The organism is Streptomyces sp. ISL-98, from assembly GCF_018614055.1.
Taxonomy (GTDB): Bacteria; Actinomycetota; Actinomycetes; order Streptomycetales; family Streptomycetaceae; genus Streptomyces; species Streptomyces spiramyceticus.
In genome coordinates, this window is the sequence record NZ_JAGGPB010000068.1 from 40113 (window position 1) to 52880 (window position 12768).

Annotated in this window: 17 protein-coding genes; 13 read left to right on the forward strand and 4 right to left on the reverse strand. The window is 69.0% G+C overall.

Features of this window, described 5'->3' with window-relative positions:
• The first annotated feature begins 165 nt into the window (after positions 1-165).
• From J7I98_RS43130 to J7I98_RS34675, 4 genes are all read left to right on the forward strand, one after another.
• Positions 166-249 (forward strand): putative leader peptide, encoded by an 84-nt coding sequence (locus J7I98_RS43130; RefSeq protein ID WP_374225205.1) that lies wholly within the window; start codon positions 166-168, stop codon positions 247-249.
• Between the two features lie 176 nt (positions 250-425).
• Positions 426-1265, forward strand: coding sequence for a sulfurtransferase (locus J7I98_RS34665; RefSeq protein ID WP_214929028.1), 840 nt, complete (start codon positions 426-428; stop codon positions 1263-1265).
• Positions 1266-1296: 31 nt separating this feature from the next.
• Positions 1297-1584 (forward strand): DUF1416 domain-containing protein, encoded by a 288-nt coding sequence (locus tag J7I98_RS34670; protein WP_185029473.1) that lies wholly within the window; start codon positions 1297-1299, stop codon positions 1582-1584.
• Positions 1585-1683: 99 nt separating this feature from the next.
• A complete protein-coding gene (locus J7I98_RS34675; RefSeq protein ID WP_214929029.1) occupies positions 1684-1944 on the forward strand; it encodes a DUF3099 domain-containing protein in 261 nt (86 codons plus the stop codon).
• Positions 1945-1968: 24 nt separating this feature from the next.
• Here J7I98_RS34675 and J7I98_RS34680 read toward each other — a convergent pair whose 3' ends face one another.
• Positions 1969-2331 (reverse strand): DsrE family protein, encoded by a 363-nt coding sequence (locus tag J7I98_RS34680; RefSeq protein ID WP_214929030.1) that lies wholly within the window; start codon positions 2329-2331, stop codon positions 1969-1971.
• 326 nt (positions 2332-2657) lie between these two features.
• Here J7I98_RS34680 and J7I98_RS34685 point away from each other — a divergent pair, with 326 nt between their 5' ends.
• The 3 genes from J7I98_RS34685 to J7I98_RS34695 are packed head-to-tail and all read left to right on the forward strand — an operon-like array spanning position 2658 to position 4685.
• Positions 2658-3230 (forward strand): FABP family protein, encoded by a 573-nt coding sequence (locus J7I98_RS34685; RefSeq protein ID WP_214929031.1) that lies wholly within the window; start codon positions 2658-2660, stop codon positions 3228-3230.
• Between the two features lie 30 nt (positions 3231-3260).
• On the forward strand, positions 3261-3698 hold the full coding sequence (locus tag J7I98_RS34690; protein ID WP_214929032.1) for a Fur family transcriptional regulator: 438 nt from the start codon (positions 3261-3263) through the stop codon (positions 3696-3698).
• Between the two features lie 21 nt (positions 3699-3719).
• Complete coding sequence (locus J7I98_RS34695) at positions 3720-4685, forward strand: folate-binding protein YgfZ (protein WP_214929033.1); 966 nt, start codon at positions 3720-3722, stop codon at positions 4683-4685.
• Between the two features lie 41 nt (positions 4686-4726).
• Here the strand turns inward: J7I98_RS34695 and dtd are convergent, their stop codons facing one another.
• Positions 4727-5152, reverse strand: coding sequence for a D-aminoacyl-tRNA deacylase (gene dtd, locus J7I98_RS34700; protein WP_214929034.1), 426 nt, complete (start codon positions 5150-5152; stop codon positions 4727-4729).
• Between the two features lie 125 nt (positions 5153-5277).
• On the opposite strand from dtd, the gene J7I98_RS34705 reads away from it, so the two are divergent.
• The 3 genes from J7I98_RS34705 (at position 5278) to J7I98_RS34715 (ending at position 8256) form a co-directional block, all read left to right on the forward strand.
• Positions 5278-5874 carry an ABC transporter substrate-binding protein gene (locus J7I98_RS34705; RefSeq protein ID WP_214929035.1) on the forward strand — a complete coding sequence of 199 codons (597 nt, stop codon included), beginning with the start codon at positions 5278-5280 and terminating at the stop codon, positions 5872-5874.
• A 55-nt stretch (positions 5875-5929) separates the two neighbouring features.
• Positions 5930-6901 carry an asparaginase gene (locus J7I98_RS34710; RefSeq protein ID WP_214929036.1) on the forward strand — a complete coding sequence of 324 codons (972 nt, stop codon included), beginning with the start codon at positions 5930-5932 and terminating at the stop codon, positions 6899-6901.
• Between the two features lie 110 nt (positions 6902-7011).
• Positions 7012-8256, forward strand: coding sequence for a GNAT family N-acetyltransferase (locus tag J7I98_RS34715; RefSeq protein WP_214929037.1), 1245 nt, complete (start codon positions 7012-7014; stop codon positions 8254-8256).
• Between the two features lie 7 nt (positions 8257-8263).
• On the opposite strand, the gene J7I98_RS34720 is transcribed toward J7I98_RS34715, so the two are convergent.
• Together J7I98_RS34720 and J7I98_RS34725 are read right to left on the reverse strand one after the other, a co-directional pair.
• Positions 8264-8452, reverse strand: a complete 189-nt coding sequence (locus J7I98_RS34720; protein ID WP_214929038.1) for a hypothetical protein — start codon at positions 8450-8452, stop codon at positions 8264-8266.
• Positions 8453-8621: 169 nt separating this feature from the next.
• Positions 8622-8810, reverse strand: a complete 189-nt coding sequence (locus tag J7I98_RS34725; protein WP_214929039.1) for a hypothetical protein — start codon at positions 8808-8810, stop codon at positions 8622-8624.
• 164 nt (positions 8811-8974) lie between these two features.
• On the opposite strand from J7I98_RS34725, the gene J7I98_RS34730 reads away from it, so the two are divergent.
• From J7I98_RS34730 to J7I98_RS34740, 3 genes are all read left to right on the forward strand, one after another.
• Positions 8975-9856 (forward strand): winged helix-turn-helix domain-containing protein, encoded by an 882-nt coding sequence (locus J7I98_RS34730; RefSeq protein WP_308378038.1) that lies wholly within the window; start codon positions 8975-8977, stop codon positions 9854-9856.
• A complete protein-coding gene (locus J7I98_RS34735) occupies positions 9856-10599 on the forward strand; it encodes an HAD family phosphatase (protein ID WP_308378039.1) in 744 nt (247 codons plus the stop codon). The genes J7I98_RS34730 and J7I98_RS34735 overlap by 1 nt, the downstream gene beginning before the upstream one ends.
• A 140-nt stretch (positions 10600-10739) precedes the next feature.
• Positions 10740-12728 carry an aminoglycoside phosphotransferase family protein gene (locus tag J7I98_RS34740; RefSeq protein ID WP_308378040.1) on the forward strand — a complete coding sequence of 663 codons (1989 nt, stop codon included), beginning with the start codon at positions 10740-10742 and terminating at the stop codon, positions 12726-12728.
• The last annotated feature ends 40 nt before the right edge of the window (positions 12729-12768 follow it).

Below are 12768 nucleotides of genomic sequence, written 5' to 3' on the forward strand. Positions count from 1 at the left end.
AGTGAGACGCAGGCGTCCGCCCCTCAGATGACGGGCGGACGCGGCGCGTTCGGGGGCATGGCCGGCGGCCCGCACCCCACCTCACATCCCGGAATGTGGACGATCGCGTCTCAACATCCGACACACCGGTGACACGTCGGACGTGACGTCCCTACGATCGGACCCATGCAGAAGCGACAGGCGGACCTCACGAAGCGGCGGGCAGTAGACCTGTGCCGCGTCGCCGCCATGCTCTGTCGCACTGTCTGAGTGGGTTTGTCCGGAGAAGCGGAAGCCTCCGAAACCCCGCGTTCCCCGGCCCTCCCGACCTACGAAGGTCGCCTCAGGGCCACCCCGGTACGGCCGTACGCCCCTCGCTCGGCGTACCCGCACACCCGCACCCCCCTCGCGCATAACCGCCGCACACTGCCCCGGAGGAGAACAGCATGAGCCGCAGCGACGTACTGGTAGACGCAGACTGGGTCGAGGCCCACATCGAGGACCCGAAGGTCGCCATCGTCGAGGTCGACGAAGACACCTCCGCGTACGAGAAGAACCACATCCGCAACGCGATCCGCATCGACTGGACCAAGGACCTCCAGGACCCGGTCCGTCGCGACTTCATCGACCAGGCCGGCTTCGAGAAGCTCCTGTCCGGGAAGGGCATCGCGAACGACACGACGGTCGTCCTCTACGGCGGCAACAACAACTGGTTCGCCTCGTACGCCTTCTGGTACTTCAAGCTCTACGGTCACCAGGACGTCCGCCTGCTCGACGGCGGCCGCAAGAAGTGGGAGCTCGACTCCCGCGACCTGGTCGCCGAGGTCCCTCAGCGCCCGGCCACGGACTACAAGGCCAAGCCGCAGGACACCTCGATCCGCGCCTTCCGCGACGACGTCGTCAACGCGATCGGCAACACGAACCTCGTCGACGTGCGCTCCCCCGACGAGTTCAGCGGCAAGCTGCTCGCCCCGGCGCACCTCCCGCAGGAGCAGTCGCAGCGCCCGGGCCACGTCCCGTCCGCCCGCAACATCCCGTGGTCGAAGAACGCCAACGACGACGGCACCTTCAAGTCGGACGAGGAGCTCAAGGCCCTCTACGAGGACGAGCAGGTCGACCTCTCGAAGGACACCATCGCGTACTGCCGCATCGGCGAGCGCTCGGCCCTGACCTGGTTCGTGCTGCACCAGCTGCTCGGCCAGGAGAACGTCCGGAACTACGACGGTTCCTGGACCGAGTACGGCTCGCTCGTCGGTGTTCCGATCGAGCTCGGCGCCAACAAGTAATCCCCCGACCTTCGAGAATCTGGAGAACAACATGTGTGGAGCGAAGGCCGGCGGCCCCGACGCCTCGACGATCAAGCCCGGTGAGACCACCATCCAGGGCAGCGTGACCCGCAACGGCGAGCCCGTCACCGGTTACGTCCGACTGCTGGACTCGACCGGCGAGTTCACCGCCGAGGTCCCGACCTCGGCCACGGGCCAGTTCCGCTTCTACGCGGCCGAGGGCACGTGGACCCTGCGCGCACTCGTCCCCGGCGGCACGGCCGACCGTACAGTCGTGGCGCAGACGGGCGGCCTCGCAGAGGTGGCCATCGCAGTCTGATTCCTGCGAATCCTGCGCGAATACTGGCCGAAGGGCCGCACCCCAGGGGGTTGGACGCTACCTGGACCGGGTGCGGCCCTTCGGTCGTACCGTGGAGGTATGTACGCGCGGCGCCGTCGCAACTATTTCCTGCTGATGGGCGGATGCCTCTTCCTCTTCGTGTCCGCCTGGTCCGTCGTGCGCCTGTGGTCCGTGCCGGTGGCCGTCGGGATGTGCGTCGTCGCCATGGTCATACCGCCGATCGCGGCGATGATCGCCAACCGGCGGGGCCCGGAGGACCGCTGGTGGGACGATCCGTCCGGGGACCCGAAGTCCGACGAGTGGTGGGACGAGCTGGACGGCAAGAAGCACCACCCGTAAGCCGTCGCTCAATACACCAGCCGCTCAGTACACCAGCGCCTGGACGCCTTCGCCCATGATCTCGCTGACGAAGACCTGCGCGCCCGCGATCCGTACGCCTTCGATCACGTCCTTCTCGGTGATCTCGCGCCGCGCCGCGCATTGCGTGCACAGCGTGATCTGCCCGGTGGCCGTGATCGACTCGATCAGATCCGGCAGCGGCGCCGCATGCGGCAGTTCGAACTCGGCGGCGCGGCCCGGCAGCGCGAACCACGAGGACTCGCCGGTCAGCCAGAGCGAAACCTCCACCCCACTGGCCACGGCCACCGCCGCCACCGTGAAGGCCTGCGAACACCGCTCCGGGGCATCGGCCCCGGCAGTCACCTTGATCACGAGCTTCTTCGCCATGTCCGAACTGTAATCCGCCTGTACGACGAGTCGACGCCGCACGGTGCCGTGCACGTCCGGCACGCGTACATCTCCTGCAGAACCAGCTGCTCGGCCGAGCCCCCGCACGCCCCTCGCAGAGAACGCCGGGCCCCCGCCCATTAAGCTGGGGCCCGGTCCCGTACCGCCCACCGCTCACGCAAGGAGCACCCCGTGACGATTTTCTTCGAAGCTCTGCTGGTTCTGGTCTGCGTCGGCGTTCTCGCCTTCACCGCCCTGGCAGTGAAGAAGCTCTACCAGGGTCAGCGCTAACCCACCCCTCCCCTCACAGATCGCCTGAGCAGCTCATGATCGAGATCCCGTCCGACCTCCACCCGGACCTCGTCCCCCTCGTCTTCCTCCTCGGAAACTGGACGGGCGCGGGCGTCACCGACTTCCCCGGCGAGGAGAAGGCCAACTTCGGCCAGGAAGTCACCTTCAGCCACGACGGCCGTGACTTCCTGGAGTACGTCTCGCACTCCTGGATCCTCGACGCCGAGGGCAACAAGGTGAGGCCCCTGGAGACCGAATCCGGCTACTGGCGCATCGACAAGGACCGCAAGGTCGAGGTCGTCATGGTCCGCGACCAGGGCGTCGTGGAGATCTGGTACGGCGAGCTGGCCGACCAGAAGCCGCAGATCGACCTGGTGACGGACGCGGTCGCACGCACCGCCGCATCGGGTCCGTACAGCGGTGGCAAGCGGCTCTACGGGTACGTCAAGAGCGACCTGATGTGGGTCGGCGAGAAGGCCACCCCGGACGTCGAGCTGCGCCCGTACATGTCGGCGCATCTGAAGAAGGTCGTCACGCCGGAAGAGGTCGAGCAGATGGCCAAGAGCCTCGGTGACCTCCCGGACGACGGCATCGCCTTCTTCAAGTAGGCCTTCACCCCGTCCCCCTACACTGGGGGCGTGGTGAGCACCGACTGGAAGAGTGATCTGCGGCAGCGCGGTTACCGGCTGACACCGCAGCGCCAGCTTGTCCTCGAAGCCGTCGACGCGCTGGAGCACGCGACGCCCGACGACATCCTCACCGAGGTGCGCAAGACCGCGTCCGGCGTGAACATCTCCACCGTCTACCGGACGCTGGAGCTGCTCGAAGAGCTCGGACTGGTCAGCCACGCGCACCTCGGGCACGGGGCGCCGACGTACCACCTGGCCGACCGCCATCACCACATCCACCTGGTCTGCCGCGACTGTACGAACGTGATCGAGGCCGATACCGAGGTCGCCGCCGATTTCATCGGCAAGCTGCGCGAGACCTTCGGCTTCGAGACGGACATGAAGCACTTCGCGATCTTCGGCCGCTGCACGAAGTGCGCCGCGGCGGCGTCGGCCGCCGAGTCGTAGGCAAGTCGTAGGCTGACCGGTATGAAGAGTCCCCTGCTCTCCCTGCCCGGCGCCGTCCCCGCCGAAGGGCGCGACGAAGGCGTCGCCGCGCACTACGGCGATCTGTTCCGCGAACAGCGCGCGCTCGCCGGCGGCACCGGTTTCGTCGACCTCTCGCACCGCGGTGTCGTCACCGTCACCGGCGACGACCGGCTGAGCTGGCTGCACCTCCTGATCACGCAGCACGTCAGCGAGCTGCCCGCGGGCCGGGCCACCGAGGCGCTGATCCTCACCGCGCACGGGCACGTCGAGCATGCGATGTATCTCGTCGACGACGGCGAGACGGTGTGGATGCATGTCGAACCGGGCACGCAGGGCGATCTCATCGCGTACCTGGAGTCGATGAAGTTCTTCTACCGGGTGGAGACCGCCGACCGGACCGACGACTTCGCCGTCGTCCACCTCCCCGCGGGCTCGATCGCGGAGGTACCCGAAGGCGTGGCCGTACGGGAGACCTCGTACGGCCGTGACCTCTTCCTGCCGCGCGGCGACCTGGAGTCGTACGCCGAAAGCCACGGGCCCGCGATCGGCATCCTGGCGTACGAGGCCCTGCGCGTCGAAGCGCACCGGCCCCGCCTCGGCTTCGAGACCGACCACCGCACCATCCCGCACGAGCTGGGCTGGATCGGCAGCGCCGTACACCTCCAGAAGGGCTGCTACCGGGGCCAGGAGACCGTCGCCCGCGTCCAGAACCTGGGGAAGCCGCCGCGCCGGCTGGTCTTCCTGCACCTGGACGGCAGCGAGGTCCTGCTGCCCGGTCCCGGTACTCCGGTGCGGCTCGCGGCGGACGGCGAGGAGGGGCGCCAGCTGGGGTTCATCACCACGTCGGCCCGCCACCACGAGCTGGGGCCCATCGCGCTCGCGCTCGTGAAGCGCAATGTGCCGGTCGATGCCGAGCTGCTGGTGGGGAACACCGCAGCCGCGCAGGAAGTCGTCGTAGAGCCGTAAGCCCGTGGAAGAGCCGATCCGTCGAAGCCGTAAAGCGGGCCCTACACCTCGACGATCACCGTGAACGGGCCGTGATTCGTGAGCGAGACCCTCATGTCCGCTCCGAACCGGCCCGTCTCCACGTGCGCGCCCAGCGCCCGCAGCTGCGCCACTACCTCGTCGACCAGCGGTTCGGCCACCTCGCCGGGCGCCGCGGCGTTCCAGGTGGGGCGGCGGCCCTTGCGGGCGTCCCCGTAGAGAGTGAACTGTGAAATGACCAGAAGCGGCGCATTCACATCGGAGCAGGACTTCTCGCCCGCAAGGATCCGAACCGACCACAGCTTGCGGGCGAGCTGTGCCGCCTTGTCCTTTGTGTCCTCGTGGGTCACTCCCACCAGCACACACAGGCCTTCGCCGACGATCTCGCCGACCGTCTGCCCCGCCACGACGACGCTCGCGCCGTCCACCCGCTGAACCACTGCACGCATACGGACCAACCTATCCGGGGCTGAACGGGCGACGAGCGCCTGCGTACCCCCCGTCAGGAGTGGCACGATGCACGGAGGCGGTGCGCGCCGCACCGGTGCGCACCGGTCGAGGGGACGGAACATCCATGAGCACACCTGGCATCGGGCAGCCACCCGGGCCCGTACCTATGCCGCTGATCCAGCTGGCGTCCGCCGCTGCCGCCTCCGCCGCACGACCACCGGCGCAGCGGACCGGCGACAGCGATGCCGGTGTCCTGTCACTGCTCCGGCTGCCCGAACTGCGCGCACTGCGCCGTGACTCGCAGCGGAACGAGGCGGACCTCAGCTATGTGCGGCGCCTGCTGCACGGGCGGATCGACATCCTCAGGGCCGAGCTCTCACGGCGTACGGGGCCGGAGTCCCCGGTCGTGGACCGGCTTTCCGAGATCCTCGCCGACGCCCCGTCGAGCCACCGCTCCTCCGCCCGGCACGTCACGATGTCCACGCCGCACAGTGAGGAGTCCCGGCTGCTGGCCGCCGAGATGCTCGCGGATGTCGAGCTGTCGGACCTCGGCGCGCGTACGGACGAGGAGCTGCACGAGGCGATGGGACGGCTGGTCCGTTACGAACAGCAGGTCTCGCGGCGCAGGCAACAGCTTCAGCGGACGGCGGACGATTGCAGTGCCGAGATCGCCCGCAGGTACCGTGATGGGGAAGCGCAAGTAGACGACCTGCTGACCTGAGGCACTGACCTGGCCTTACGGGGAGCCTGGTCCAGCCCTCCTCGGAAGGTCGAAGATGTCATCGAGCACCGCCGTCCCCGTCATATCCCCCTCCCCGGTCCTCGCCGAAGTCGTTCGTTCCGGTTTCGTCGAGGGCCATCACCGGGGATCGCTCGTCGTTCTGGCGGCGGACGGCAGTGTGGACCTGGCGGTCGGTGACCCGTACGCCCCCGTCTTCCCGCGCTCCAGCAACAAGCCGATGCAGGCGGCCGCGGTGCTGCGGGCCGGTCTGGAGCTGTCGGGGGAGCGGCTGGCGCTGTCGGCCGCGAGCCACTCCGGGGAGCCGTTCCACCTGGATCTCGTACGGAAGATGCTGGCGGAGGCGGGGCTCGCGGAGTCGGACCTCCAGACTCCGCCGGACCTGCCGCTGGACCCGGTGGAGGCGGAGACGTACCTCGCCGCGGGCGGGGTACGCGAGCGTCTCACCATGAACTGCTCGGGCAAGCACGCCGCGATGCTGGCCGTGTGCGCCGTCAACGGGTGGGACGCAGAAACGTACCTGCACCCCTCGCACCCGCTTCAGCAGCTGGTCCTGAAGGTGGTCGAGGAGGCGAGCGGCGAGCGCGTCACGGCGGTCGGGACCGACGGCTGTGGCGCCCCGCTGATGGCCATCAGCCTCACCGGCCTCGCCCGTGCCTTCCGCCACTTCGTCGTCGCCGAGCCGGGCACGGCGGAGCGCCGCGTCGCGGACGCGATGCGCGCCCACCCCGAGTACGTCGCCGGTACGCGCCGCCCCGACACGTGGCTGATGCGCGAGGTGCCGGGAACGCTCTCGAAGATGGGCGCCGAGGCGGTCCAGGCGGTGGCTCTGCCGGACGGCCGCGCCCTCGCGTTCAAGATCGATGACGGTGCGACGCGGGCACTCGGCCCGGTGCTGGCCGGCGTACTGCGCAAGCTCGGCGTGGACGGGCCGGTCGTCGACCGCATCGGGCGGTCGCCGCTGATGGGCGGGGCGGCGGAGGTCGGGGAGATACGCGCGGCGCTCTGAGGACCTGCCCGGGGCCGACGGCCGGGGCGTGGGCTCGGAGCGAGGGCGTGTAATTTGCGGGCGTTTCAATACGGGCGACAGGCGGCGTCTCGTGTGCCTAGCGTGTGCGCATGAGTGTCGACGTCCGTACGATCACCGCGTCCGAGTACCCCGACTGGCTCGCCGCCCTGGCCACCGGCTTTCTCCGCCGGACTGTCGCCTCGGAGGCCGAAGTCGCCGAACGCATGGCGTATACGGGCCTGGAGCGTGTGCAGGGCGCGTTCGACGACGGGCGGTGCGTCGCGACGTACCGCTCCTTCGCGCAGGAGCTCACGGTGCCCGGCGGCGCACAGCTGCCTGCGAGCGCCGTGTCCAACGTGACCGTGACGGCCACGCACCGCAGGCGCGGTCTGCTCAGCCGGATGATGGACACGGACCTGGCGGCGGCGAAGGAACGCGGCGACGTCCTGTCGACCCTGATCTCCGCCGAGTACCCCATTTACGGGCGGTACGGATTCGGGCCTGCTGCCGGCTTCACCGAGTGGGAGGTCGACGTGTCCCGGTCCGGGCTCGACCCGCGCTGGGCGGGGCCCGACGACGGCGGCCGGGTCGATCTGACCGACGGGGCCGACGTACGCAAGATCGGGCCCGAGCTGTACGAGCGCTTCCGGGCGGTGCAGCACGGTGCGATCGACCGGGACGAGCGCTGGTGGCAGCTCAACACCGGGCAGGTGACCCAGGCGCACCAGCCCTGGAGCAAGCCGTTCTACGCCGTCTACCGTTCGGCGCACGGCGAGGTCGAGGGCCTGATGGTCTTCGATTCCGACGAGAAGTGGGCGGACGCCAAGCAGCCGCTGAACACGGCGACCGTACGCGGCATGATCGCGGTGACGCCGACCGCGGAGCGTGCGCTGTGGCACTTCGTCTGCGCGGTCGACTGGATCACGTCGGTACGGTCCGGATACCGCGCCACTGACGATCTGCTTCCCCTCCTGCTCCCGGATCCCCGGGCTGCCAGAATCGTCAGTCAGGCAGATTTCCTGTGGGTGCGGCTGCTGGACGTCGTACGGGCCCTTGAGGCCCGTACGTATGCGGTGCCCGCCTCGCTCGTGCTGGAGGTGCACGACGCGGCGGGGCTTGCGGGCGGGCGCTTCCGGCTGGACGCGGCGCCGGACGGGGCGGTGTGCGTCCCGTCGTCCGAGTCGCCCGGTCTGACGCTGGATGTGCGGGAGCTGGGTGCGCTGTACCTGGGTGAGGAGTCCGCGGTGCGGCTGGTGGCGCTGGGGCGGGTGACGGAGGAGGTGGCGGGCGCCGCCGTCATTGCCGACGCCTTGTTCCGTACGTCCAGGCGGCCGTGGTGCCCGGACATCTTCTGAGACCCGGCTAACCGAACGCGGGCTGTAAGAGCAGGACCAGAACGATGGCGCCGAGGCTCAGGCATGCCGTGTTCTTGGCCTTTACGCCGATGGACAGCAGGGCGACGGCGACCAGACCCATGGCGCCGAACTGCCACTGGATGAGCTCTTCGAGGGTGAAGAAGACTGCTGCGAGGAGGATGGCGATGAGCGGCATTGCGGTCCCTCCCTGGGATTCGTCCCACTTGGCAGCTGGTTGGCCAGGTTGTTCAAGTTGGCCACCAACTCTAAGGAAGTTGTCCCCTACTTGGACCGAGAGGTAACCATTCCGCTTCCAACTCCCGCTAAATGGTGCGGAGTTGGAGAAGTTGTGTCGGAGATGTGGTTCAGGCCGTCGGGCCTGTCACCTGCATGGCGATCACCACGGCGCCGATTCCGGCGCAGGTGGGACTCTTGGCCTTGACGCCGACGGCGATCAGCAGCAGCCCTACGGCGCTGAGGGCGCCGTACTGCCACTCGGCGAACTTCTCGAACCCGACGACGACAACGGCGGCGAGCAACAGGAGTGCGGGCATGGTGGTCCCTCCTTCGGGGCGGGGCTGCGAGGGGCTGGTACTGGCATCGCCAAGTCGGGTCGAGTTGGCAACCAACTACACCAAGTTTGTGCCCACTTGGCCGGGGTCAATAAACAACTTGCAAACAACTCCCGCTAGATGGCGAGTAGTTGTAGCGTCGAGTTGTGAACCAGGAGAAGCTGACAGTGAACGGCAGAAAGCTCTCGTACGTGGAAGTGGCGGACGCCCTGCGCGAGCGCATCCACAGCGGTGACCTCAAGGCCGGGAACCCCATGCCGACGCAGACCCGCCTGGCCGGCGAGTTCGGCGTCGAGCGCGGCACGATCCGCAAGGCGCTGCGGGTCCTCCAGGAGGAGGGCCTCCTCACCGGTGTCACACGCGGCGCTCCGGCCCGTATCGCGGACGCACCGCCCGGCGCACCTGCGGCGCCGGAGCAGGCGCAGCCGACGATGGTCAGCCTGGGGCCGCGCATCACCACGGCCTTCGCGGAGCCCCAGGTGCGCATCGACGCGGTCAGCCTGACCTCGGAGTCGCTGACGATTGCGCTGGGTGAGCCGCTGCGGCTGATCCACGAGGGCCGCATAAGGCCGGAGACCGTGGAGGCCCGGATCCTGCTCCCTAGCCGGGAGATCGCGCTGGCCTTCCCCACCCCGGTGGTGGACCCGACCGACGACGGCCCGGTCCACGAGCGCTGGCTCGCCCAGCGCAACTCCCAGGGGCAGGTGCTGCGCCACAACCTGCTGGCGCTGCGGCGCTCGCACGGCATCGACGTCAGGGTGACGTTCCGGGCGCTGCCGTTCACGCCGCCCGTGAAGCTCTACCTCCTCAACGGCTCCGAGGCGCTGTTCGGCTACTACATGATCCAGAAGCGGGAGGAGGAGATCGAGGACGTGACGACGGAGATGTACGACACGCTCGGCCTCAAATCGCTGCTGTTCTCGTTCGGTTCGGACGAGGGTGCGCGCAACGCCAAGTTCGTTGAGGAGTCCCAGACTTGGTTCAACGCACTCTGGAACACCATCACGTCGGACCTGACACTCTCTTAGTGACTTCTGACGCGACTCAAACCGGACAGGCGGCATCGGTGATCGAAAAAGTGCGGAATTTGATCACGGGTGCGGAGTGTGTGCTCTTCGATTTCGACGGCCCCATCTGCCGGCTGTTCGCCGGCCACCAGGCGCACCAGGTGGCGGACAGCCTGGTCGACTGGCTGGAGAAGCGCGGCCGGCATGTGCTGCTGACGGAGGAGGAACTGGCCTCGGACGACCCGCAGGACGTACTGAAGGCCGTGGCCCGGATGCATCCCGGCAGCGACCTGGTCGAGGCGCTGGAGGAGAAACTCACCCGCGAGGAGCTGCGGGCGGCCGCCACCGCCCGCCCCACGCCCTATGCCGACCCGCTGATACGCACCTGGCGCGCTGTCGGAAGCCGCCTCGCGATCACGACGAACAATTCCCCGCTGGTGGCCGAGCAGTACCTGACCGGCCGCGGCCTCGCGGACTGCTTCAGACCCCACATCTACGGCCGCACCACAGACCTGGACCGGCTCAAACCGGCCCCGGACTGCCTCAACCGCGCCCTGACCGCGCTGGGCGCCCGCCCCGCCGCCTCCCTGATGATCGGCGACACGCCTTCGGACCTGATCGCGGCCCGGCGGGCGGGCGTGAGGTTCCTCGGCTACGGACGGGACCAGCCGCGCATGGAACGCCTCCACAAGGCGGGCGCGGACACGGTCGTCGACGATCTGGGGCAGGTACTCCACCTGGTACGGACGCTGGGCCGGGCCTGAGCCGTCACCCGTACCCCGTTCGGAGCAGGCGTCACCCGCTAGGCCTAAGGTGCCCCAAGTCACGGTGTAACCAAGGAACTTCGCAGTTACTCTGTGCGCATCGTCATAGATCCCCCCGCGCGAGTATCCAGGAGAGGCCCGTGGGCAGTCTCCCTGCGGCCGTGGTGATCAGGACCTGGCAGGATGAAGCCCAGGTCCTTGCCGCCGTCAGAAAGGTGCTGCCCCACGCACCGGACCCTGTGCATAGGTATGCGGAAGGCGTGCGGCTCTCCAGCATCAGTGAGAACGGCAAGCCCGTCGACTCGTGGCTGATCCAGGCACTGGCCGGACTCCTCGCGCAACTGGCCGTACTGCGCCGGGAGGACCTGCCCAGGCTGCCCCCGGAGTGGCCCCGCGACGGACACGGCCGGTCGTTCCTCCGCAAGCTGGCCCTGCTCACCGAACAGCACGTATGCCGGCCGAACCGGCCCGAATTCGGCGGGCTGTTCGCGGCCCTGGGAATCCCGGAGGACGCGCTGACGGCGTTCGCCGCGCGGGTGCCGCCCATGGTCGGCCGCCCGTTCGGCCTGCTCCACACCGACCTGCACCGGGACAACGTGATCGTCTCCCCGCATGCGGACCCGCCCGTGACCTGCGCCGACTGGAGGCGGGCCACGTACGGGGATCCGCTGCACGATCTGGCCACCCACCTCGTGCGGATGCGGTACCCGGATAAATCTCAGCGGCAGGAGGCCGAGCGCGCCTGGTACCGGGCCATGCTCCGGATCAGACCGGCGGCCGCCAACGGCCTGGAATCCGACCTGCGCCACTACGTGGACTTCGAGTACGCGCAGTCCGTATATCCGGACGTGATGCGCGCGGCCAGATCCCTGGGGCGGGAGCAGCGGCCGGAGGGACTGGAGACGGCGGCGGAGGCCGTGGAGCGGGCGCTCGGCCTCGCGCTGCAGCCGCTGAGGCTGTCCGATGTGCCCGGCAGAGCCGAGATCGAGAGACTCCTCTACCGCTGGCACGCGGCCCGCGTCGGCCGGTCCGGCACCTGCCTGCCCGCATCCTCGCCCGCCGTCTCCTGGGTGACGGACGAGCACATCCCCGAAGACCCCGCCTTCCCCTGGAGGGCGGTGACCGAGGCCCTCGCCGCGGAGGGCGCCGCCCCCGCCCGGCGGGTGTTCAAGGGCACCGGGCACCTCAATACCGTCGTACAGGTCGAGAGCACCAGTGCCACCGTCGTCGTACGCCGCAAACTCAACGCCGCCGGTCGCAGGGAGCCGTGCTTCCTCGACGAGCATGTGGTGCTGAAGGCACTGGAAGAGCTGCGCGGCAGGGTGCGGGCGCCCAGGATCTACGCGACGGGCGTCAGCGCACTGTCGGACCGGTTCGCCGTCCACTCCTACGAAGGCCCCGCCGACGGGTCACGGCCGCCGAACCACCCGGTCAACGGCCTGCTGCCGCACGAAGCCGACGATCTCGTCGACCAGCTCTGCGCCCTGGTCGACGTGGACGCCGCCGCCCTCGACCCCACCATGGGCAAGGACGGCTTCTATCACTGGCTGAGCGACCGTCTCGTGGAGATGGTCGGAGCCCTGCCCAAGGAATCCCTCCAACTGGCCCGCGTTCTCGGGCTGCCCGGCGCACAGCGGCTGAAGCAGATCCTGGCGCGGCACACCGTCACCCCGCGCGCCCCGGTGCTGCTGCACGGCGACCTCAACCCCTGGAACCTCGTCCGAGGCGACAGGTCCGGCCAACTCGTCCTCATCGACTGGGAGATGGCGATGGTGGGCGACCCGCTGTACGACCTGGTGCGCCATCTGCACCTGACCCCGCACCGCCCTGAGATCCGGCGGCGGATGTACGAGCGCTGGGAACGCAGGCTGGGGACGCGCGGCGACGCGTACGTGGACGGCTGGGAGCAGGACTTGCGCACGTACCGCTGGATCGAGATCGTCCGCTCCGCCTACGTGGACCTCGACCGCCTGGTGACCGGGGCGAGCCTGGACGCGCCCAATGTGCGCCGGGCCGTCGACTCGTACTCGATGACCTTGCAGGCGGCCACGGCTTCCCTCGGCCTGCGTGGCGCCAGGACGAACAACCCTTGCCTTGCCCTGGCGACACTTGCGCCGTCCGCCTCCTGAACAGCCTCTCCGGTTTCGAGTTCTCCTTCGGGCTCGACCG